The sequence below is a fragment of the Pseudomonas sp. AC070 genome, from assembly GCF_979258635.1.
In genome coordinates this window covers 858,957-880,763 of record NZ_OZ409871.1, presented here as the reverse complement: position 1 = coordinate 880,763, position 21,807 = coordinate 858,957, and the positions used below count along the sequence as shown (strand labels likewise).

The 21,807-nt window shown below is 57.6% G+C and carries 23 protein-coding genes and 3 tRNA genes; 14 read left to right on the top strand and 12 right to left on the bottom strand.

Going from position 1 to position 21,807, the window contains the following annotated elements; genetic code table 11:
- Positions 1-18: 18 nt before the first annotated feature.
- The 5 genes from ACZZ0Q_RS03850 to ACZZ0Q_RS03830 all read right to left on the bottom strand — a co-directional run bounded on the left by ACZZ0Q_RS03850 (position 19) and on the right by ACZZ0Q_RS03830 (position 5,226).
- A complete protein-coding gene (locus ACZZ0Q_RS03850) occupies positions 19-912 on the bottom strand; it encodes a glycosyltransferase (RefSeq protein ID WP_463540018.1) in 894 nt (297 codons plus the stop codon).
- Positions 913-922: 10 nt separating this feature from the next.
- On the bottom strand, positions 923-1,855 hold the full coding sequence (locus tag ACZZ0Q_RS03845) for a glycosyltransferase (protein ID WP_463540019.1): 933 nt from the start codon (positions 1,853-1,855) through the stop codon (positions 923-925).
- Positions 1,839-2,765 (bottom strand): glycosyltransferase family 2 protein, encoded by a 927-nt coding sequence (locus ACZZ0Q_RS03840; protein WP_463540020.1) that lies wholly within the window; start codon positions 2,763-2,765, stop codon positions 1,839-1,841. Before ACZZ0Q_RS03840 ends, ACZZ0Q_RS03845 begins: the two co-directional genes overlap by 17 nt.
- Positions 2,758-4,698, bottom strand: coding sequence for a tetratricopeptide repeat protein (locus tag ACZZ0Q_RS03835; protein WP_463560305.1), 1,941 nt, complete (start codon positions 4,696-4,698; stop codon positions 2,758-2,760). Before ACZZ0Q_RS03835 ends, ACZZ0Q_RS03840 begins: the two co-directional genes overlap by 8 nt.
- Positions 4,699-4,764: 66 nt before the next feature.
- Complete coding sequence (locus ACZZ0Q_RS03830) at positions 4,765-5,226, bottom strand: pilin (protein ID WP_463540023.1); 462 nt, start codon at positions 5,224-5,226, stop codon at positions 4,765-4,767.
- A 267-nt stretch (positions 5,227-5,493) separates the two neighbouring features.
- On the opposite strand from ACZZ0Q_RS03830, the gene pilB reads away from it, so the two are divergent.
- Genes pilB through yacG form a run of 5 tightly spaced genes read left to right on the top strand, consistent with a single transcriptional unit; the run spans position 5,494 to position 10,099 of the window.
- Complete coding sequence (pilB, locus tag ACZZ0Q_RS03825) at positions 5,494-7,188, top strand: type IV-A pilus assembly ATPase PilB (RefSeq protein ID WP_463560304.1); 1,695 nt, start codon at positions 5,494-5,496, stop codon at positions 7,186-7,188.
- A gap of 3 nt (positions 7,189-7,191) precedes the next feature.
- The gene (locus ACZZ0Q_RS03820) at positions 7,192-8,412 is read left to right on the top strand and encodes a type II secretion system F family protein (RefSeq protein ID WP_463540024.1); all 1,221 of its coding nucleotides are present in this window, start codon (positions 7,192-7,194) and stop codon (positions 8,410-8,412) included.
- A gap of 3 nt (positions 8,413-8,415) precedes the next feature.
- Positions 8,416-9,288 (top strand): prepilin peptidase, encoded by an 873-nt coding sequence (locus tag ACZZ0Q_RS03815; protein WP_463560302.1) that lies wholly within the window; start codon positions 8,416-8,418, stop codon positions 9,286-9,288.
- On the top strand, positions 9,285-9,896 hold the full coding sequence (gene coaE, locus ACZZ0Q_RS03810; protein ID WP_463540025.1) for a dephospho-CoA kinase: 612 nt from the start codon (positions 9,285-9,287) through the stop codon (positions 9,894-9,896). Before ACZZ0Q_RS03815 ends, coaE begins: the two co-directional genes overlap by 4 nt.
- A complete protein-coding gene (gene yacG, locus ACZZ0Q_RS03805) occupies positions 9,893-10,099 on the top strand; it encodes a DNA gyrase inhibitor YacG (RefSeq protein ID WP_463560300.1) in 207 nt (68 codons plus the stop codon). Before coaE ends, yacG begins: the two co-directional genes overlap by 4 nt.
- A 4-nt stretch (positions 10,100-10,103) precedes the next feature.
- Here the strand turns inward: yacG and ACZZ0Q_RS03800 are convergent, their stop codons facing one another.
- Together ACZZ0Q_RS03800 and ACZZ0Q_RS03795 are read right to left on the bottom strand one after the other, a co-directional pair.
- A complete protein-coding gene (locus tag ACZZ0Q_RS03800; protein ID WP_463540026.1) occupies positions 10,104-10,319 on the bottom strand; it encodes a hypothetical protein in 216 nt (71 codons plus the stop codon).
- 108 nt (positions 10,320-10,427) lie between these two features.
- The gene (locus tag ACZZ0Q_RS03795) at positions 10,428-11,108 is read right to left on the bottom strand and encodes an energy-coupling factor ABC transporter permease (protein ID WP_463560298.1); all 681 of its coding nucleotides are present in this window, start codon (positions 11,106-11,108) and stop codon (positions 10,428-10,430) included.
- A 151-nt stretch (positions 11,109-11,259) separates the two neighbouring features.
- On the opposite strand from ACZZ0Q_RS03795, the gene ACZZ0Q_RS03790 reads away from it, so the two are divergent.
- The 4 genes from ACZZ0Q_RS03790 (at position 11,260) to ACZZ0Q_RS03775 (ending at position 13,957) form a co-directional block, all read left to right on the top strand.
- Entirely contained in the window at positions 11,260-11,889 is a 630-nt protein-coding gene (locus tag ACZZ0Q_RS03790) for a DUF1780 domain-containing protein (protein ID WP_463560295.1), read from the top strand.
- On the top strand, positions 11,886-12,380 hold the full coding sequence (locus ACZZ0Q_RS03785) for an MOSC domain-containing protein (RefSeq protein WP_463540027.1): 495 nt from the start codon (positions 11,886-11,888) through the stop codon (positions 12,378-12,380). Before ACZZ0Q_RS03790 ends, ACZZ0Q_RS03785 begins: the two co-directional genes overlap by 4 nt.
- Before the next feature lie 41 nt (positions 12,381-12,421).
- On the top strand, positions 12,422-12,595 hold the full coding sequence (locus ACZZ0Q_RS03780) for a DUF3094 family protein (protein ID WP_463540028.1): 174 nt from the start codon (positions 12,422-12,424) through the stop codon (positions 12,593-12,595).
- Positions 12,596-12,658: 63 nt separating this feature from the next.
- The gene (locus tag ACZZ0Q_RS03775; RefSeq protein WP_463540029.1) at positions 12,659-13,957 is read left to right on the top strand and encodes an NAD(P)/FAD-dependent oxidoreductase; all 1,299 of its coding nucleotides are present in this window, start codon (positions 12,659-12,661) and stop codon (positions 13,955-13,957) included.
- A gap of 174 nt (positions 13,958-14,131) precedes the next feature.
- Here ACZZ0Q_RS03775 and ACZZ0Q_RS03770 read toward each other — a convergent pair.
- The 3 genes from ACZZ0Q_RS03770 to ACZZ0Q_RS03760 form a co-directional block, all read right to left on the bottom strand.
- Positions 14,132-14,207 (bottom strand) — tRNA-Lys (locus ACZZ0Q_RS03770).
- A gap of 5 nt (positions 14,208-14,212) precedes the next feature.
- Positions 14,213-14,289 (bottom strand) — tRNA-Pro (locus ACZZ0Q_RS03765).
- 10 nt (positions 14,290-14,299) lie between these two features.
- Positions 14,300-14,375 (bottom strand) — tRNA-Asn (locus tag ACZZ0Q_RS03760).
- A gap of 205 nt (positions 14,376-14,580) precedes the next feature.
- Between ACZZ0Q_RS03760 and ACZZ0Q_RS03755 the strand changes: the two genes are divergently transcribed.
- Both ACZZ0Q_RS03755 and ACZZ0Q_RS03750 read left to right on the top strand, forming a co-directional pair.
- Positions 14,581-16,959 (top strand): DUF1631 domain-containing protein, encoded by a 2,379-nt coding sequence (locus tag ACZZ0Q_RS03755; protein WP_463540030.1) that lies wholly within the window; start codon positions 14,581-14,583, stop codon positions 16,957-16,959.
- Between the two features lie 9 nt (positions 16,960-16,968).
- A complete protein-coding gene (locus tag ACZZ0Q_RS03750) occupies positions 16,969-17,301 on the top strand; it encodes a PilZ domain-containing protein (protein WP_122452344.1) in 333 nt (110 codons plus the stop codon).
- Positions 17,302-17,361: 60 nt separating this feature from the next.
- Here the strand turns inward: ACZZ0Q_RS03750 and ACZZ0Q_RS03745 are convergent, their stop codons facing one another.
- Complete coding sequence (locus ACZZ0Q_RS03745; RefSeq protein WP_463540031.1) at positions 17,362-18,459, bottom strand: DUF6515 family protein; 1,098 nt, start codon at positions 18,457-18,459, stop codon at positions 17,362-17,364.
- Between the two features lie 597 nt (positions 18,460-19,056).
- Here ACZZ0Q_RS03745 and ACZZ0Q_RS03740 point away from each other — a divergent pair.
- Positions 19,057-19,536, top strand: a complete 480-nt coding sequence (locus ACZZ0Q_RS03740) for an Lrp/AsnC family transcriptional regulator (protein WP_122494463.1) — start codon at positions 19,057-19,059, stop codon at positions 19,534-19,536.
- A 118-nt stretch (positions 19,537-19,654) separates the two neighbouring features.
- Positions 19,655-19,858, top strand: a complete 204-nt coding sequence (locus ACZZ0Q_RS03735; RefSeq protein WP_463540032.1) for a DUF2788 domain-containing protein — start codon at positions 19,655-19,657, stop codon at positions 19,856-19,858.
- 80 nt (positions 19,859-19,938) lie between these two features.
- Here the strand turns inward: ACZZ0Q_RS03735 and ACZZ0Q_RS03730 are convergent, their stop codons facing one another.
- Complete coding sequence (locus ACZZ0Q_RS03730; protein WP_463540033.1) at positions 19,939-20,547, bottom strand: pseudouridine synthase; 609 nt, start codon at positions 20,545-20,547, stop codon at positions 19,939-19,941.
- A gap of 142 nt (positions 20,548-20,689) precedes the next feature.
- Here ACZZ0Q_RS03730 and ahr point away from each other — a divergent pair, with 142 nt between their 5' ends.
- Positions 20,690-21,718, top strand: coding sequence for an NADPH-dependent aldehyde reductase Ahr (gene ahr / locus ACZZ0Q_RS03725; RefSeq protein ID WP_463560293.1), 1,029 nt, complete (start codon positions 20,690-20,692; stop codon positions 21,716-21,718).
- Positions 21,719-21,807 lie beyond the last annotated feature (89 nt).

Here is a 21,807-nt window from a genome sequence, read left to right as displayed (position 1 = left end):
CGCCGAACGCGCCTCCTACTATGCGCGCTCCTGTCCTCCCCGAATCGCCGCACGACCGAGCATGGGGTCTTCTATAAACGCAATTCTCCAGCCCGCCCATAACGCCTTGATTGGCACCAAAGATCGGAAACGCAGCGCTCGCAAGGTGCCTCGCGCTCCAAGCATTAAGGCGCGAGCACCATACAAAAGCGGTTTTTCCCACCGACTGCTCGCCAGTTTACTGGCCAGTATCCAGTGCGCCGCGACCATTCGCTCTTCATAGAAAACGGTGCCTAAACCACTGCTCGCGGTGCCTTCATGGTAGACAAGTGTCTCTCTAACATACGCCATGGACTGGGGCTGCAAGCACAACCGCCAGCCGAGCTCGCAATCCTCTCCATACATAAAGAAGTCTTCGTCAAACAGAGGGCCTTCCATACGGGAACTGTCTACCAACAGGCAGCAACCACTGGCGTGCATAAAGCTGCCCGGGGTTGGCCGCATCGTCAGCAAACCGGTCAAACGCTGGTAATAAGCGGGACCGCTAACACGACCGTGTTGATCTATATCGGCAAACGCCAATACGCTCGACGGCGAGCAATCAAGCGCGGCACTGAGTTTTTCCAGAGCACCCGCGAGCAATACTGCGTCGTTGTTGATCAACAGAATACGGCTGCTTGGGCGTAAGTCGCGGCACCGCTCAACACCTCGATTCACTCCAGCCGCAAAGCCGAGGTTATTCGGACGGATGTCCACTACCACTCGATGATCCTGGGCAAAGTGCTGGCTGATCAACGCCGCGCTAGCACCTTGATCGGCTGAATTATCGACAACCAGCACAACCTCGACGCCCTGTAACAGCAACGAATCGATGCAGCTCACGCTGCGCGCAGCATCGCGATAATTAAGCAGTAAACCGATATGTCCGTGCATCAACCAGGCCTTAGCTTTTAGGGACAGGAGCTAATCCGTCTCTAACCCCACGGAACATCGCTCGTGCTTGAGCGACGCGCTGCGGGTCGACGACCATGTGCACTGCGAACGTCAGTAGCAGCTTAACCACTGCCCAGCCTTTCCAAACGGACGGCACGTATGGACGGCGTAGCAAACGCAAGGCGTTGCGAAAGAGATAGTAATGGCGAAGCGCCGACCGTTGCGGCCAGACTCTCCAGCCGAACAACCAAAACCTCAGACTGCTATCTCCCATGCGGTGAGTGAAGGCCGCCTCCGGAATGCCGAATAGTCCATAGCCCGACGCCGAGACGCGGAACGCCCAATCGGTATCGACATGGTCGATGAAAAAGTCTTCATCCAGCCCACCAAGCGCGTCGTAAAGAGATCGTCGAACTAACGTACCACTGCCGTTCAGGTTGGAACATGCAACCGGACTGTCGCCGCTTTCAGGGTAACGCCGAACCCAGCGCCAGCCATCAACACAATGAAAGCCGTGTTGCAGCCCCGTCGTATCATCCACTAGCCGAGGCCCCACGCAACCAACCGCAACGCCGTGTTGTTCCAGACGCAGAAGAGCGTGAAGCAAAGACTCGATGGCGCCATCGTGGGGCTCGCTGTCCTGATCCATCAACAGAAGGAAATCAGCATCCCGCGCCAGCGCCGCGCCCGCATTCAGCGCTGCGGATAAGCCACGATTACTGTCGAATTCCAACAACGTAGCGTTTTGTCGGCAAGCAACAAGCTCCTTTAAAGCCAATGCTTCCTCTGGCAGCGAGGCGTTATCGACAACCACCCACTGGGCGTTTTCAGGTAACGCCTCCATCTGGCGTGCCAGCAGAGCCAAATCAGGGTGGAAAGTGACCGTAATAACGGCAAGCCCATCGAGTTCGCTAGTGATAGCGCAGTTATTTATTACCGTCATCCTTGTACATCAACGCCGTGATCTGTTCGGAAATTAGTCCCATCAGAAAGACCATAACCGACCCTGTATAGAGCAATGCACTCATATTGGTAAAACGCCCGGAAGTTGTGAGTGTATAACCGTACCAAGTGGTTGCAGCGAGAAACAACAAACCTGCCACCGGAGCAAACAGCTTCAATGGCGAATACAGCGTACCAATTTTGAAGATGATCAAAAGAAAACGCAGCCCATCCTTTAAAGGTCGCAAATGGCTTTTACCAACCCTTTTAGCCGCATGAATAGGCTCATAGGCGACCGAATAACCCGCGCGGAAGAACGCCATGGTGCTGGTAGTTGGATAAGAAAACCCGTTGGGCAAGAGATAAAGAAACTCTCGAAATTTATTAGCTCGTACCGCACGGAAGCCAGAAGTAAGGTCTTCAACGACCTGCCCCGTCATGAAGGTCGCCAAGCGGTTATAGAACTTATTAGCGAGACCACGGCCAACGCTTGCTTGAGAACCTTGCTGACGAGCGCCCACCACCATGTCGTAACCGGATTCGAGTCGCGCTAATAAGCGTGCAATATCGCTCGGGTCGTGCTGGCCGTCGGCGTCCATAAATACAATGAACTCGCCAGTGGCGGCGCGGGCTCCGGACTTGATGGCGGCGCCGTTGCCTTTGCTGTAGGGGTGGGAGACGACACGTGCTCCAGCAGAGTGGGCCGCTTCGCCAGTGCCGTCTGTAGACCCATCATCAACCACGATGACTTCGACGCCAGGGTAGGTAGCGCACAAATTAACGACCACTGAACCGATAGCTAAAACCTCGTTCTTCGCTGGGAGCACAATGCTGAGCTGCTTAACCAGATTGAGCCCTAAGCTATCTTTACTCATCGAAGGTTTCTCGATCGGAGAAATAAGTTCACTCATCTTGACCAAGGCCTAGTTTTTTGTTGGCGATATCTTCGTGAAGATCGGCCTCTAAGCGCAAGAACTCCTCATCATACTCAGAAACTGTACGGCGAAGGTCACTACGTTTCTGATTACTATAGATATCTTTTGCTTGAGGCAGCAACTGAAGGGCAAGCTGTTGATTTCCGCCACGTGCAAGTTCTGCAACCATCATTAATGACGACTCGGTATCGGCGTACAAACTGATCGCTCTTGAATACTGAGCAAAAGCCTTCGCTGATGCGCCCTGCGCTAGATAAATACGCGCTTTAAGATAAGGAACAGAGCGCTGAAACACCGGTATGCGCTGATAATTAACATTCGAGTTCATCGCATCAATTAGCGACAAGGCATAGTCCATATACTCATGTTTACTATGGGGCATAATAACGTAATCAACTAGCAACCGCAGACCCACTAATGCTTGAGCATCAAAAGACTGACTCGCTATTTTCGCTGCCGCTATAGAGAAGTCTGCAGCTGTCGCGCTATCCGTATAGACTTTTTGCAGAAGTAGTCTAATCGTGAGCAACGAACTTTTAGGCAAAACTATCATTGCCCTTTCAAGCTCAGCATTTGCCTCTTTGATACGGCCGTTATTAACAAGGTACGCGGCAATTGCATTATGTGCTCGGGGCGACTCAGGAGTTGACACAGCCCAATAAAGTTCAAGCTTTTGAGTGTCGCCCCACAGGTTTGCTCGCTGCCAAGTCATAAAGATTAAAACCGCGAAAAGGGAGCCGCCTAGAACCCTTGCAACTGCCGGTCTAAAGTTTTTTAAAGAATGCACAAAGAAATTAGCTAAAGGCAAGAAGAGGAAGCCGGCGGCAACGTAATTGCGATGCTCGAAATACAGCTCAAGACCTATTACCGAAGATTCGATCAAATGACTTGCTAAAAAAAACAAGATTGCCAAACTAAAGAACGGCCGACGCCTACGCAGAAGCAATGCAGACAAAAACAAAAACAAAAGCCCTATTACGGAGAAAAAGCTGGAAGGCGGCGAAAACCAACCGCGCGAAATCTCATAACCGTCATGAAATAAACCACGCCCCTCAATTTGCGGAACAAATAGGTAAAACAAATACTCCCAGAGAATCCGTGCTTCGCTGAGCAACCGCTCTGGCTGATTGAAGTCCCGAGAAGGCCAAAGATCAGGCGAAAAATCGATTGTTTTAAATAAAAACAGCAATACCATCAGAGCGGGCAGCCAAATAACCACGGCTCGCCACAGTTTCGCGGGAAGCTGTCTGAGAGACGTCGGCTGACAAAAATCCAGCACTACTATCAGCAAAGGCAGGAGCGCGCCGTTTTCTTTGCTCAGAGTCGCCAGCAAGGTACCTAGGCCGATTGACAAGGTCATCCATGCATAAGCAGCGCGAGGCCGGGCAACCAACAATAAGCGCCCGTATAAATAACCTGCTATACCCGCAAACATGAACAGCGCCGCCAGCTGCGCCATCCGCTGAACCACATAAAGGGTGGTTGAAACAAAATAGGGGTGTAGCAACCATATACTGCTACTTATAACTGCCACCCAAACAGCTTGGCGATCGGCAACACCATACAAACGCTGCAATAACAAGGTAGCCCAGCAAAGCATTAGCCCTGTTAACAAATGTATCCACAGGTTCGTTAGCTTGAAGTGATAAGCATGACTTGGCCAAGTATTGTCATCGAGCAGAAAACTCAACAACGAAAGCGGACGACCCGTAGGACCGGAAAAACCACCGAATACATAAGCGCGCAGAGAGTTTGAGTCAACAACACCACCATACGTACCTAATTCTTGCAAGTTAGGGAAGTCATCGAATAAAAAGCCACCGCGCAGCCCAGGCGCATATACCCAGACCGTGAGTGCGAGAATAGAAAACAGAAAAAAAACAGGCCTTATCGACGAGAGTCTAAACATTTGGACACTTATTAACATACAAAAATAAATTGCCCGCATAAGCGGGCAATTGTCACACTAGACAGCTTAGCCGTTACGGCAAGAGCTAGGATAGTACTTAGACTGAGTGGCGCTTGCGGAGCCGCTGCCTTTACACTTCCAGCTCAGTGCGCCGGAACTGGTGACCGGGCTCAAAACCAAAGTTAGACCTGACACACCCGATGCAACCCCGGAGCCGGCCATCGTAGCTTCGATGATGCCACCTGGGGCGGTCGCAAGAACTTCAACCGACGCAACATATTTGCCCTTAATCAGCGATTTCGCAGCGAGACCTGCGGATTGGTTGCTAGTCGGCAGGTAGCCTTTGTTCGAGTAAAATTCAGCAACCGAAGTCTTAGCACCGCTAGCCAAAGTCATGGCTTCAGTCATCTGCGAACGGCCCATGTAGTCCTGGTAGGCCGGCAGAGCGATGGCAGCCAGAATACCGATGATCGCAACCACGATCATCAATTCGATAAGGGTAAAACCCTTCTGCATTTGAGCTTTCATATGTATCCCCTGGATAGTTGAGTTGACCTATGGCGATAAGGAACGCCCTACGTCTGCGGAGTACAAAAGCAGTTTGCGTGCCAGCTTTCGTTTTTCTATTCGAACCGCCCTTTTGAGACCAAGCACTGCTTAAAACGGTCTGCTTCCACGCCGTCCTACACGCCTAAAAAACTCAAAAGTGACGCTTTTTGGCAGTTGATATTCCGCCATTTGGCACGCGCTGGCGACTAGGCTATAAGGCAGGATGATTTCCGTGAGCGGCACACCATGAATGACCTCGTGAACCTGACCGGCCTAGCTAAGCAACTCGTCGTGGCAGAGTTGCTTGACGAGAAAAACGCTCGCCAAGCGCAAACCCAGGCTCAGCGCAATAAAACCTCCCTTGTAACCTACTTGGTGCAGAACAAGCTGGTGAAGAGCCGGCAGCTGGCGGAAGTGGCGGCAGAACAGTTCGGCGTTGCGTTTCTCGACCTGACCAGCCTCGATAAAGAAAGCCAGCCGAAAGACCTGGTTGCAGAAAAGCTCGTTCGTCAGCACCGAGTGCTGCCGCTGTGGCGTCGCGGCAACAAGTTATTCCTTGGCATTTCAGACCCAACCAATCACCAGGCCATTACAGACGTCCAGTTCAGCACCGGCCTCAATACCGAAGCGATTCTGGTTGAGGACGACAAGCTCGGCGATGCCATTGATAAGTTCTTCGATAGCGCCACTACGGCGATGGACGATTTGGGCGACTTGGACCTCGACATCGAAGCCGTTGACGAGAACGGCCCTGGCAAAGAGGAGAATCAGGAAGCTGACGACGCCCCTGTGGTTCGCTTCGTCAATAAAATGCTCTTGGACGCCATCAAGATGGGCTCGTCCGACCTGCACTTTGAGCCTTACGAAAAAAGCTATCGCGTGCGTTTTCGCACCGACGGCATTTTGCATGAAATCGCCCGCCCTCCTATTCAGCTGGCGCCACGCATTTCTGCGCGACTGAAGGTAATGGCCAGCCTCGACATTTCCGAGCGCCGCAAGCCGCAGGATGGTCGGATCAAGATGCGGATCTCCAAGTCCAAATCAATCGACTTCCGCGTCAGCACCTGCCCTACGCTATGGGGCGAGAAGATCGTGATGCGGATTCTGGACTCGTCCAGCGCTCAGATGGGTATTGATGCACTGGGATATGAAGAGTCGCAGAAAGACCTTTACATGTCGGCTCTTAAACAGCCGCAGGGCATGATCCTGGTAACGGGCCCGACTGGTTCGGGCAAAACGGTTTCGCTGTATACCGGTTTGAACATTCTTAACACCGTCGACGTAAACATCTCGACGGCGGAAGACCCGGTCGAGATCAACCTGGAGGGCATCAACCAGGTCAACGTGAACCCCAAGCAAGGGATGGATTTCACGGCAGCACTGAAGTCGTTCCTTCGACAAGACCCTGACATCATCATGGTCGGCGAGATTCGGGACTTGGATACCGCGTCCATCGCTATCAAAGCGGCCCAAACCGGTCACATGGTGATGTCGACGCTGCACACCAACAGCGCTGCGGAAACACTCACTCGTTTGCGCAACATGGGCGTGCCGTCGTTCAACATTGCTACATCGGTAAACCTGATCATTGCCCAGCGATTGGCGCGCAAACTCTGTAACTCGTGCAAGAAAGAAGTCCCGATTCCGCGCGAGGCTTTAATTGAAGAAGGTTTCCCGGAAAACAAGATCGGTACCTTCAAGATTTTCGGCCCGGTTGGCTGCGATTTGTGCAACCACGGTTACAAAGGCCGTGTCGGGATTTATGAAGTGGTTAAAAACACGCCTGCGTTGCAACGGATTATTATGGAGGAAGGCAACTCCATCGATATCTCGGTGCAAATGCGCAAAGATGGCTTCAACGACCTCCGTACCTCAGCCCTGCTGAAGGCCATGCAGGGTGTGACCAGCCTCGAAGAAGTGAATCGCGTGACTAAGGACTAATTCATGGCCGTTAAAGCGATAAAAACCACCACTTTCACTTGGGAAGGCACGGATAAAAAGGGCTCCAAGATAAAGGGCGAGATGGCCGGCCAGAATCCTGCCTTGGTCAAAGCGCAACTGCGTAAGCAGGGCATCAACCCGCAGAAGGTGCGTAAAAAAGCCGTTTCGCTGTTCGGCGGAAAAGGCAAAAAGATCAAGCCGATGGACATCGCCCTGTTCGCCCGTCAGATGGCGACCATGATGAAAGCCGGCGTGCCGCTGCTGCAGTCGTTCGACATCATCAGCGAAGGCCTTGAAAACCAGAACATGCGCAAGCTGGTTGAAGAGATCAAACAGCACGTTGCCGCTGGTAACAGCTTTGCTGCTGCCCTTCGCACCAGACCGCTGTATTTCGACGATTTGTTCTGCAACCTGGTCGATGCCGGTGAACAGGCCGGTGCGCTGGAAAACCTTTTGGATCGTGTTGCGACCTATAAAGAAAAAACCGAAGCGCTGAAAGCCAAGATTAAAAAGGCCATGAACTACCCAATCGCGGTAGTTGTGGTGGCGGTGGTGGTATCGGCCATTTTGCTGATTAAAGTGGTGCCGCAATTTGCTTCGGTATTCGCGGGTTTTGGTGCAGAACTTCCAGCGTTTACGCGCTTCGTTGTAGGCCTTTCAGAGGGGCTTCAGGAATGGTGGTTCGTTTATTTGATTGGTATCGTCGGGACTGTTTTCGCATTTACCGAAACCAAAAAACGCTCGCCTAAGATGCGTGACGCGCTGGACCGCCTGGTGCTGAAAGCGCCTATTGTCGGCGACATCACTTACAAGTCGTCCGTAGCTCGTTTCGCTCGTACCCTGTCGACCACCTTTGCGGCGGGCGTTCCGCTGGTTGAAGCGCTGGACTCAGTAGCCGGGGCCACCGGCAACATCGTGTTCCGCAATGCGGTGCTGAAGGTCAAGCAGGATGTTACGTCCGGTATGCAGTTGAACTTCTCGATGCGTACGACCGGCGTCTTCCCGTCAATGGCAATCCAGATGACGGCCATTGGTGAAGAGTCCGGGGCGCTCGATGTGATGCTCGACAAAGTAGCCAGCTACTACGAAGCGGAAGTAGACAACGCCGTCGATGGCCTCACCGCACTGATGGAACCGATGATCATGTCCGTTCTCGGCGTGCTGATCGGCGGCCTGGTAATCGCGATGTACCTGCCAATCTTCCAACTGGGCTCTGTCGTCTAATCCATGCAAGTCATCGAACTTTTGGCCAGCCACGCGCTGGCCTTTGTTTTTTTTGCGCTCGGTCTGGGCCTGCTGGTCGGCAGCTTCCTCAACGTGGTGATTTACCGCCTACCGGTAATGATGAAACGCGACTGGCAAAACCAAGCGCGGGAAATTCTGGAGCTGCCGGCAGAGCCGACGGGCAAAACATTTAACCTGATACTTCCTAACTCCAGCTGCCCGCACTGCAACCACGAAATCAAAGCCTGGGAAAACATCCCAGTCGTCAGTTGGCTCGCCCTGCGCGGCAAATGCTCTTCCTGCAAAGCCCCGATCAGCAAGCGCTACCCATTGGTCGAGCTCACCTGCGGCCTGCTCTCGGCTTATGTCGCTTGGCATTTCGGTTTCAATTGGCAAGCCGGCGCGATGTTGTTGCTGACGTGGGGTTTGTTGGCGATGAGCCTGATTGATGCCGATCACCAGTTGCTGCCGGATGCATTGGTGTTGCCGCTTTTGTGGGTCGGCTTGATCGTTAATCAGTTTGGCTTGTTCGCCACTGCGCAAGACGCATTGTTCGGCGCAGTCGCCGGTTATTTGAGTTTGTGGTCGGTGTATTGGCTGTTCAAGCTGGTGACGGGCAAGGAAGGCATGGGCTATGGCGACTTCAAGTTGCTGGCCATGCTCGGGGCGTGGGGCGGGTGGCAGGTGTTGCCGCTGACGATTCTGTTGTCCTCTCTAGTGGGCGCGGTGTTGGGGGTGATCATGCTGCGTTTGCGCAATGCTGAAACCAGCACGCCCATTCCGTTCGGCCCTTACCTGGCGATTGCCGGCTGGATTGCGCTGCTCTGGGGTGATCAAATAACCGGCACCTATCTGCAAATCGCCGGATTTAAATGACTACACCTTGGATTCTTGGGCTCACTGGCGGCATCGGCAGTGGCAAGAGCGCCGTCGCGCAGCACTTCACCGATTTAGGCGTTCAATGCGTCGATGCCGACCACGCCGCGCGCTGGGTGGTTGAGCCGGGCAAACCGGCCTTGGCTGCCATCGTCGAGCACTTCGGCTCGCAGGTGTTGCAGGCCAGTGGAGAGCTCGACCGCACGGCCTTACGCGGTCTTATCTTTCAAGCGCCGGAAGAACGCCGTTGGCTGGAAGCCCTCTTGCATCCGCTGATTGGCGAAGAAATTATGGCGAGTCTTGCCAGCGCCACGTCGCCGTACGCCATCTTGGTTTCGCCGCTGTTGATCGAGTCGGGTCAGTACAAACTGACGCACCGGGTACTGGTGGTCGACGCCCCCGAAAGCCTGCAACTGGAGCGCACGATGCTGCGCGATAGCGCCTCGCAGGAGCAGGTCCATGCGATTCTCAAGGCCCAGGCCTTGCGCGAGGACCGCTTGAAACATGCGGACGACGTGTTACTCAATGACCGCGATCTACCCTGGCTGCAAGCCGAAGTTGAACGCTTGCACCGCTTCTATCTCACTCTTCATGGAGGCCAGCCATGAGCCCTGCTCCCGTCGTTAAATGCCCTACCTGCGGCGCCCCCGTCGAATGGACGCCGAAGAATGTCACCCGCCCATTTTGCAGCGAACGCTGCAAGTTGATTGACCTTGGCGCCTGGGCGTCCGGGGAACATGCGATTCCGGGCGACCCGGTGGAAGACGATGTGTTCTCCAGCGATTTCGACGCTCCCCCGCAGCGCCACTGAGTTTTCAGGGCCGCATAAAGCTGTAGTCGCGGTCGTCGTCCAGGTTATCGGCGAGAAACTGCAGCTCCTGCGCCAGGTCCGCAGGGCTGCGGTGGTGCTTGCTCTGCTCGATCACCGCGCTGAGCATTGCCCTCAACGCCAAGCTCGTTTCAAGCCCTTGAGCGCAAGCGTCTTCCAGGCTGCGCTGCAGCTGCTTTGTGGCCCATGCGTGTGCACTCATCTCGCGATCTCCTCGGTTTGTGCCGGTGCGGCTCGGCTGAAGCGTGACAAGTGTGCCTGGCGCGAAAATGATTCAGATCAAGCAGCGCAGCGCTATAAAAACGGCGAATCACTCGTCATCGTTCCACGGCGCTTGCAGGTAGCGGTCGCGATTGAAGGTCTCGAGCCATTCGGGTTTGAACACCACCAGCGCAGTGACCAGCGTGCCGTTGATAAACGCCTCCGGAAACATCACCAGCCACAGGTAGCCGATAAAGTCTTCCAACCAGAACGGCATGGGAAAGCGCCCGTCCAGCCACAGCACCCACAGGCCCAACAGCACGCAAAGCAGTGCGGCCAACGCGGCCGGAAAAAAGCCGGAACAGAAGATGTAGACGAATAGATTCTGCGATTGGCGGCGCTCTACCCACAGCGCACACACCTCGGTGACCAGCACCGGCACCAGCACCAGCAACACGCCGTTAACGCCCATGGCCGCGAGGTCTTGTCGGCCAATGGCGAGCAAACCGAGCTGAGCGATCAGGCCGCCGACGATTGCCAGCGGCCAGTCGAGCAACAGCGTTACGACTGTCATGCCAATAAAGTGGAATGACACACCCACGTCGAAATCGCGCCTGACTAACCACAGCACAAACAAGCCCAGCACGGTGCCGAACAGCAAGTGCTGGCGGCGCGTGTCGCTGAACAGCTCCAGCCAAGGAGAACGAAATACGGCCCATGCCAATACGGGCAGGTAAATCAACCAGCCGACCGTCAACGTGGTGGTGGATAGCAACTCGGCGGCGATCACGACGGCACGTCCTCTGCGAGTGCGCGAACGCTCCCCAGCCCGCGTAATGCGGTATGGCGAGTGGTCAGCACGGGGCAAATCGACATAGAGGACTCCTGCTGGGCGAAATCGCAGTCTACACCGGCCTTGTCAGACGTCTAAACTGGCGGGCATGGATGATTCCGACTACCTGCGTCTACTGACCGACCAGGCCGAACAGGCCAACGCCCTGCTTTCCAACGCCCAGAAATGGGAACGGGAGCGCTGGGTATGCCGGCGTTTTTTGCAGGCGCTGAATGTGCCGCATCGCCTGGAAGAGTTCAGCGCCGCTGAAAAAGACCCGCCTGATGTGCTGTTTCACGACGCCCATTTCGAGGTGTTTTTCGTGCTGGACGAAGGCCGCCGCCTTAACGATGAATGGCGGCAGGAGTTGGAGCGACGTCGCAACGCCTATTCCCTCAGCCAATTGGTCGAGCACGAGCCCCGGCCGAAAAAAATTACCGCCGCCGAACTGCATAACCGGTTGGCGCCGACGCTGCGCAAAAAGACCGCCAGCTACCGCGAACGCGGTATCGATGTGGGCACTCTCGACATGCTCGCCTACGTAAACCTCAAGCGCGAAATTACCAACTTCAACAGTGCCTTCCCGCCTCCCACCGAATTTCTGCACCAGGGCTGGCGGTCGCTGTCTGTGTTAGGACCAAACTTCGCCCGGGTGTTGTTCGCCCATCCCGGCGCGCCAGATTTTCTGCGCATCAACCTTGGCCGCACGGTGCTGTTGGATATTGGAATCAGTCTATGAGTCAGCTGTTGGAACTCATCGCCGACGTGCCGCAACACGGCGAGGTTCGCTGGATTGGTGTGCGACCGGTTTCTCGCGAGCCGATGCTTGAATTGGATGCCGTGGAAGCACGGCGAGAAGCCGGCTTGACCGGCGACCACAGCCGGCCCGGCCCGCGCAATGCCCGGCAAGTGACGCTGATTCAATGGGAGCACTTGGCGGTAATCAGCGCGCTGTTAGGTCGGCCCGCCGAGCAAGCGATCACGCCGGCCGACATGCGCCGCAACATCGCGGTGAGCGGCATCAATCTGTTCAGCCTGAAGAATCGGCGCTTTCGCTTGGGGCAGGCCTTGCTGGAAACCACTGGTTGGTGCCAACCCTGCGCCCGCCTTGAGCAACGCCTTGGGCGTGGCACGTTTCAGGCTGCGCGTGGACACGGCGGAATTACCGCCCGCGTGCTGGAGGGTGGGATTATTCGTTTGCAGGACACGCTTTACGTTGAGCCAGATTAAATCCCACGACTAGAATGGATTTATCCCAAACGAGGCCTGCCATGACCAGCCGACTCAGCCCAGACGACCAGCAACGCGTGGACCAGCACCTCAGCGCGCCGCATCACCAAGTCGAGCGCCGGCCGTTCCGTCCGTGGTTTTTGCTGTTCATCGTGTTGGCCTCGGTTATTGGCCTGGGCCTTCTCAGCCGTTTACTCAGCCGGTTAGTGCTATGAGCTGCCTTGCGCTCGCCTCGCCGGCTGCGACCCGAATCCTTAAAAGCCTTGTGAGAACTCACCATGTCCCATCGCATTGTTATTGTCGGCGGCGGCGCCGGCGGCCTGGAGCTTGCCACCCGCCTGGGTAAAACCTTGGGTAAGCGCGACATCGCGCGCGTGACGCTGGTTGACGCCAACCTCACTCACATCTGGAAACCGCTGCTGCACGAAGTCGCGGCCGGCTCGTTGAATTCATCCGAAGATGAGCTCAACTACGTCGCCCAAGCCAAGTGGAACCACTTCGAGTTTCAGTTGGGACGGATGCAGGGGCTGGACCGCACCGCGAAGAAAATTCAATTGGCCGCGACCGTTGATGAACACGGAGAAGAGCTCGTACCGGCGCGCACGCTGGATTACGACTCGCTGGTGATTGCGGTCGGCAGCACCACCAACGACTTCGGCACGCCAGGCGCGGCGGAACATTGCCTGTTCCTGGACACCCGTGTGCAGGCCGAACGCTTCCACCGGCAACTGCTGAATCACTACATGCGCGCCCACGCCAATCAGGCGGACAGCGCCGGACAAATTAGCGTGGCCATCGTCGGCGCCGGCGCCACCGGCGTGGAGCTGGCGGCCGAGTTGCACCACGCAGCCCATGAGTTGGCGGCGTATGGCCTGGACAGCATCAAGCCGGAAAACATGCGCATCACCGTGATTGAGGCGGGGCCGCGCGTACTACCCGCGCTGCCGGAGCGCATCGGTCAGCCAGTGCATAAAACCTTGGAAAAACTCGGCGTCACGGTGCTGACCAACGCGGCGGTCAGCGAGGTGACGCGCGATAGTTTGAAAACGGCGCAGGGCCAGGAGATTCCGGCCAGCTTGAAGGTGTGGGCCGCTGGGATTCGTGCACCGGAGTTCTTGAAAGACCTTGATGGGCTGGAGAGCAATCGCATCAACCAGTTGCAAGTGCGCCCTACTCTGCAAACCACACGTGACGACAATATTTTTGCCTTCGGCGATTGCGCGGCGTGCCCGCAAGGCGAAGACGGCCGCAACGTACCGCCCCGCGCGCAGGCGGCGCATCAGCAGGCGTCGCTATTGGCCAAATCGTTGAAGCTGCGTATTGAAGGCAAAGCGCTTCCGGCTTATCGCTACCGTGACTACGGCTCGCTGATTTCCTTGGCGAGTTTTTCGGCGGTGGGCAATCTGATGGGCAACCTCACCGGCAGCGTGATGCTGGAAGGCTGGCTGGCGCGGATGTTTTACGTGTCGCTGTATCGCATGCACCAGATGGCGCTGTATGGCGTGTTCCGCACCATGATGTTGATGCTCAGCGACAGAATCGGACGTGGGACGGAGCCGCGTTTGAAGCTGCACTGACAACGAGATGCAGGCGTGGGCGAAGCTCAGCTCACGCCTGCCAAGCGCGCCGTCGAATGCGGCGGCTTAAAAAGCACAAACAAAAAAGGCGTCCCGAAGGACGCCTTTTTTGATGGCTCCACGCCATTAAGCGCTTTGCCTAAGATTCAACTCTTTAACATCAAGAGCCAAAAATGGTGGGTCGTGTGGGACTCGAACCTACGACCAATTGGTTAAAAGCCAACTGCTCTACCAACTGAGCTAACGACCCAAAAATGGTCGGGGTAAGGGGATTCGAACTCCTGACATCCTGCTCCCAAAGCAGGCGCGCTACCGGACTGCGCTATACCCCGGTTGAAAGATTGGCTCCGCGACCAGGACTCGAACCTGGGACCCAATGATTAACAGTCATTTGCTCTACCGACTGAGCTATCGCGGAACTACTTGCTTCCATCTCTTTACGTCATTTGGCGTTAGCCATTTGCCGTATCGAGGCGCTGCATTTTAAGGATATCCGCGACCCTGTCAACCCCCTAAATAGCTTTTAAGACAATGATTTGCAGCGACGTGATCGCCACTCTATGTTTGCGTGAGATATGATCGCCGCAGGATGCATAAGCCGCTTGGCTTGAACAGGACAGTCCATGAGCACGCAGGACGTACCGCCACCACCAAGACCCCACCAAACACTTGCCAGCCGCGGAATTCAACCGCGTTTTGGGGACCTGGTGCAGGGTTGCCGCAAGCTCGCGATGAATCGTTTGGCCGAGCACCTCACCGGTGTATTCGGGCAGGTTGATGACACGTTGTTTGAATGCGCCGAGAAAGCCGAGAACAATAAAGTGCAGTCGTTGTTTTTCGACAACATGCGCGAAATTCGTCGGCAGCGACCGCAAATCGAGCGCAGCTATCACCAGCGCGTGGCGCAGAATTTTTCCAATTTTCTTGAAGGCACGCTCGAACCCGAGGCGAACGCTACAGGGCTGCGTGCTGAAGATCTGTCGTTGGTTCAAAACGAAGATTACGAAGAGAGTCTGCAAGTCACCAACATGGTCAGCCGGGTCAAAGCCCGCTGCGCCGAGCCGCTGTTCGCACTGGAGCAACGGCTGGCGGTGTTGAACAACGGCCAGAAGCTGGGCGAAGACAGCAACCCATTCGGGCCGCGCGCGATTGCCCAGGCGTTTCGCGAAGCGCTGGCGCCCACGCCGTTTCCGCCGCAAATCAAAACCATCCTCTATATGTTGTTTGATCGCCACGTCATGCAGAGCCTCGACCGTCTGTATGAAGCGATGAACCAGCGCCTGATCGATGCCGGTGTTTTGCCCAACCTCAAATACGCGCCGCAACGCACCCCAGATGCCCGACGCGCGCCCACTGCGCCGCGTGAGCCGGCCAGCGCAGCGCCCGCACAAAATCCGGAGCCCGCGCGAAACGCCCAACCGGCACCGGCCGGCTCAGCGCCCGCCACTGGCAGTCCCACGGCCCCCGCACCAAGCACCGAAGCCCCGCGCGTGCCGTACGACGCCTCGGGCCCGGAGCCGACCGACCCAACCGCGCTGTTCAGCAGCCTGGCTGCCTTGCTTGGCGAGCGCCGCCATTACAACGTCGACGCCCCGCTTCTGGGCGGCACGCGCAGCATCGCCAGCTTCGCCCCCAGCGGCGCAACACGCACCTATGCGGCCAGCGATCTGCTCGAAGCACTGAACCGTTTGCAGCAACAATCGGCGCTGGATTTTTCCCAGCGTTTGCAACGCCCGCAGCAAGTGGAAGATTTTAAAGTCGACTTGCAGCAGCAGTTGGAAACCCACAGCAGCGAGCCTGGCCAGCAGAAACTGTCGGACCAGGAAGCGGATGTGATCGACCTGGTGGGCATGCTGTTCGACTTCATCCTTGATGACGAAAACCTGCCGGACAACTGCAAAACCGCCCTCTCCCACCTGCACACGCCGTACCTCAAGGTGGCGTTGCTGGATAAAGCGCTGTTCACCCAGCACCATCACCCAGCGCGGCGCCTGCTCAACGCTATGGCTCAGGCCGGCGCGCTGTATGGCGGCGAAGAAGACGACCGTGGCCTGTTGGCGAAAATTCACTGGGTAGTCGAACGCGTCATTCAGGGCTTCGACGGCGAGCTGAAACTGTTCGACAGCCTGCTGGAAGAATTCAACGAGTTCACCACCAACCTGCAACACAAGGTGGCCTTACGTGAGCGGCGTGCGGTGGAAGCGGCCAAAGGTCGCGACAAACTCCTCGGCGCGCGCCAGCAAGCGGTCGACATCATTGCCCGCGCGCTGGCCAACCGTCAGCCTCCGCCGCTGATTCGCAACTTTCTCGAACTGACCTGGACCGACGCGCTGGTATTCGTGCTGTTGCGCCACGGCGAACGCAGCCCCGAGTGGCAACGCTACAGCGATGTCGCCGAGCAGCTTGCATGGAGTAGCACGCCGCTGAACGCAGCCGGTCAGGAGCGTTTGCAGTCGATTCGTGTGCAACTGCTGGAAGACCTGCGCAAAGGCCTGGAGATTCTCGGCGGCTATCACGAAGACGGCATCCGCCGCTTACTTCAAGACATCGTCGCCTGCCAGCACGCGGTGCAGGCCAAACAGCCCCAAGTGGCCGCCAAGCTCAATCCGGTGCTGCCGGAAAGTCCGCTCGGGGCCATGCTTGGCGAGGACGCCGCATTAGCGACCACCGCCCCGCAAGCCTCGGGCCTGTCGCACCAGGCTCAACTGATTGCCAAGGAGTTGGGACGTATCGAGTTTGGTACCTGGTTTGAATTTATCGACGGCGCGCAGGTGCGTAACCTCAAGCTGTCATGGTTCAGCCCGACCACGCATAACTACATGTTCGTCGACCACAGCGGCCAGCGCGTGGCCATTAAACCGCTGACGATTTTGGCCAATGAGATGGAACAAGGTCTGGTTCGCATCCTCCAAACCGAACGCGAGGCCCCGCTGGTGGACCGCGCCCTGACCGCCATCTACCGGGTGTTGCAACGCTTCACCGGTCGCGCCGACAACAGTTAAGGAGCCGTAATGGACGATCGTCGCCAGCACAGCCGACACGCCGCAGAGCTGCATTTGGAAGTGTACGACCTTCACACCGAGCGCCATCTGGGCCGCGTAGTGGATCTCTCCGCCGAGGGCTTCATGCTGTTCGGTGACTGCCCGCAAGAAGCCGATGCGCTGCTGGAATGCCGCCTCGTTTCCTACCCGCCAGTCGAAGGCCTGACCGAAGTCCGCCTGGGCGCCGACTGCCTGTGGAGCCGCCCCGGTGCCGACGGCCAGCATTGCTGGTCGGGCTTTCACATCATCGACTTGGCTGAAGACCAAGCCGTCTTGCTCGAAGGTTTGCTCAAGCGCCTGTAAAACCGTTGGCCAATAAAAAAGCCCCGCCAATGCGGGGCTTTTTTGTGCGCGCTGAACGGCTTAATTCACGCTGTAACCGCGCCCGGCCATGCAGGCAGCCAACGAACGACGGTAAATATCCGCCACGTTTTGCGCCGGCGCATAAGTGGCTTGCGACGGATCAAAACCGCTTTGATTCACGGCCCAGCGATGGCAGTCGTAACGGTCTTGCGCGAGCTGCGCTTCGCTCTGCCCGCGCGCCGGATAGGCCACCACGTCGTAGCCATTACCCTGCCAGCCGTTGTTGCTCGTCACCTGAGCAGGCGGGCTAGTGACCACGTACTCCTGGCGGTCGGCCTGGTACAGGTAATAGGTGCCGGCCGCGATGAAATACAGCGCGCTGCCAATCCACAGCTGCTCGGCATACGAGGGCAACGTGCGCACCCGAACGCCGTACGGCGGCGTGACGACGATGTAGCTCGGGCCGTACGGGCGATACCAGTAGCCGTCGGCGTAGTAATAGTCGACCCCGCCGTGCGGCACGCGCCAACGGCCCGAGGGAATGGTGTTTACCCGGTAGCCCGGCTGCCAGCGCGGGCCCGGCCCCCAACCGCCATCCGGCCGCCCGCCATGCCATTGATTGCCCGGCGGGGGTGGCGACTTGGAACCCAGCTGCCGTGCCGGCCCCTGCGGCCCGCGGGGTTCGTTATTGCTCGGACGGCCGCGGTCATCGTCATCGCGCCCACCGCCGTTGTGGCCGCCGTTATAACCACCGTTGTAGCCATTGCCGTTGTGGTTCTGACCGCCGCCCTGGTTGTACCCGCCGCCGTTGTAACCGCCCTGGTTATAACCACCACCGTTATAGCCGCCCTGATTGTTACCACCGCCGTTGTAGCCGCCGTTGTGACCGTTGCCATTGCCGCCGTGATCATCACGATCACGCTGCGACGGACTGCTGCCGCCCAATGTTCGAGCAGCGCCCTGCGGTCCCTGCTGTTGCTGCGGACGCGCTTGCGGCTGCCCGCCCTGATTACCGCCGCTGTTGCCGCGCCCCTGATCACGCTGCGAACTGCCGCCCATCACCGAACGCACATCCGGCCCGTCATCGGCGAGCGCATTGGCGCACATCGCCAGGGAAAGGACGCTTACACCTGCCAGGCGCCACAGCTGCGACTTCATGACTTCTACTCCAGAGGGAAAAGACCGCGACACACCTGCCACCCGTATTGCAGAACGGCCCGCAGTTGTAGCCCATCGGTAACCACTTCGACAACGGCCACTAGCAGAGTTGCAGAACAGGAAGCACAACCAAAAAAGATTTCCGCCCCCCCCCCCGCCGCTCCAGATCGAGCGAGCTAGGTCTGGCAAGGCGGAAATCAATTTACAAGCGCAGTGGGCTGTAGCCCATGAGCATTGGAAATTGGTTTCCAACGCAGCCAGGCCGACGCGCAGCCGATCGCTTAGTCACACCCCAAAAAAAAGGGCCCTCAGGGGGGCCCGTTTGTCCTCTGCTGGCGATTGTGTCGCCGCCTGTCTCGCCCGCCTGGTTGGGCAGTGCGGACCCGGTTGCCGAGGCGACCCGGTGGGATCGGCGGCTCTGGCGCGCCTGATTGAGCGGGCCAGTTGGACTTGCGTCCGGGTCATTTAACTTGAGGGAAAGTGTAGGCCTGGCCGTGCGACACAGGATTGCGAATATTGCTGATCAATATGCCGCTTGCGCAATCTTTATCTCCTAAAGCACCATGTCGCGCAATTATCACCGAATGGAGCGCCATCTTGAACAACCTAGACCGCTACGACCTGAACATACTGGCCGAATTACAGCGCGACGCGCGCATCTCCAATCAGGAGTTGGCCGAACGCATCGGCCTGTCGCCCTCGCCCTGCTCGCGCCGGGTCAAGCAATTGGAAGATGACGGTTACATTCTTCGGCAAGTGGCGCTGCTGGATCGCAAGAAGCTGGGGCTGAGCCTGACGGCGTACGTGAACATCGGCATGGACCGTCACACGCCCGAGCGTTTCGAGCACTTCGAAGCGGTGATCACCCAATGCCCGGAAGTGCTGGAATGCTGCCTGGTGACCGGCATGGACGCGGACTACCAACTCAAGGTGGTGGTGCCGGATATGGACCACTATCAGAAATTCCTGCTGGGCCAGCTCACCCGCATCGAAGGCGTGACCAGCGTGCGCTCGAGCTTCGTGCTCAACCAGGTGATTTCCAGTACGCAACTGCCGTTACAACACCTGCGCAGCTAAACGCGTGCCCCGACAACCTGCGGCCACAGGCCCGGAGGCTGACGTATAATCGCCCGCCAAGGCCCGCCCTTGAGGCGTGTGGCCGTACGTATGTGCCTGACGAATACCTGAGGTTGTAATGGAACCGGAAAAGTTTGAAGAGTGGATGATGATCATCCTGGTCGGCGGCCTGGTGATGTTTATGGCCTTTATCGTGTGGGACCTGGCGAAGAAATCCAAAGCCGGCCGCTACGGCACCATGGTCCTGTTCCTCGCCCTGGGCCTGGGCGTGTTGGGCTTCATCATCAAGACCGTAGTGATCGGAAGCCTGGAAGGCTTCTAGAGCCGAGCAAGAATTTCCGCACAGGTTGGGTTGGTCGCGCTCGCTGAGCCACGCGCACCGCCCAACCTACGACCAACGACTCAAAGCCGCGCCTCAACCGCCTTCCACTCCCCCAACCCCAGCCCCTCGATACTCCACGGCCCAATCCGCACCCGTACCAGCCGCAACGTCGGCAACCCCACTGCCGCTGTCATCCGCCGCACCTGGCGGTTGCGCCCTTCCCTGATTACCAATTCCAGCCACGACGTCGGAATGCTCTTGCGAAACCGCACCGGCGGATTGCGCTCCCATAGTTCAGGTTCGGCCAGTTGCCGCGCTTCAGCCGGCAAGGTCGGTCCGTCATTCAAGGTCACGCCATCACGCAATTGTTGCAGCTGCGCTTCGGTCGGCTCGCCTTCCACCTGCACCCAATAGGTTTTCGCCAGCTTGTGTTTGGGGTCGGCGATGCGCGCTTGCAGTTGCCCATCATTGGTCAGTAGCAGCAGCCCTTCACTATCGCGGTCCAGCCGCCCGGCCGGGTACACGCCGGGCACCGGAATAAAGTCTTTGAGGGTGCTGCGGCCTTGCTCATCGTTGAACTGGGTCAGCACGTCGAACGGCTTGTTGAACAGCAATAACGTCGGCTCGGCCGGCGGCGCTTTGGCGACGCGGCGGGGAGCTGGGCGGGCGGGACGAGGTGGGCGCGACATGAACAATCCAGGGCAACGAGCAGGCTGCACAGTGTAACGCGAGGCCATGCACGCACCATCAACCGGGCTTATCTCGCTTCATCATTTGCCGTCTATGGTTATGCTGCTGCGTTGCGCCGTCTAACCCACAAGGAATCCTTGCATGAGCACGTCCGAGGTCGAGAAGTTCACCGGTTGGGCCGCTACCGCGCCCAAAGCCCCGCTGCAATCCTACGCGTACGATCCCGGCCCGCTGGCCGCCGAAGATGTGGAAGTGGCGGTGGAGTTTTGCGGCATCTGCCACTCCGACCAATCGATGATCGACAACGAATGGGGCCGCACCCGCTATCCGTTCATTCCCGGCCACGAAGTGGTGGGCACCGTGGTACGCGTGGGCGACCAGGTGCGCGGCCTTAAACTCGGCCAGCGTGTGGGCATCGGCTGGAACAAAGGCAGCTGCATGCACTGCGCTTCGTGCATGGAAGGTTCGCACCAGCTGTGTCGCACCGTGCAACCCACCATCATTGGCGGCAACGGCGGCTTCGCGGATCGCCTGCGAGCCCATTGGGCCTGGGCCATTCCGATTCCTGAGGCCATCGACCCAAGCCTGGCCGGCCCGCTGTTCTGCGCCGGCTCGACTGTGTTCAGCCCACTGGTGGATCTGGACATCAAACCCACCGACCGCGTCGGCGTGGTCGGCATCGGCGGCCTCGGTCACCTGGCATTGAAATTTCTCAATGCGTGGGGCTGCGAAGTGACGGCGTTTACCTCCTCGCCAAGCAAGCAGGAAGAAGCCCAGCGCCTGGGCGCGCACAAAGCGGTAGCGTCTACCGACAGCGCGGCGATGAAAGCGATCGCCGGCACTCTGGATTTCCTGCTCGTTACCGCCAGCGCTGATCTGGACTGGAACAGCCTGCTCGCCACCTTGCGTGGGCGTGGCCGGTTGCACTTTGTCGGCATCGTGCCGAGCGCAATTCCCGTCCATGTGTTCAGCTTGATTCCAGCGCAAAAAGCCATCTCCGGCTCGCCCGTAGGCTCACCGGCCAACATGGCGAAAATGTTGGAATTCTGCGCCCGTCATCAAATCGTGCCTCAGGTGGAAATGTTCCCCATGAGCAAAGTGAACGACGCCATCGATCACCTGCGCGCCGGCAAAGCGCGTTATCGCGTGGTGCTCGACGCCAGCAAATAACGCGCTGCGTTGAGTTGCAAAACATGTAAGGGAGCAGGCAAACCCAAGCGGCCGTGCTAGGTTTGCCTGCATCTTCCCCCGCGAGTTTC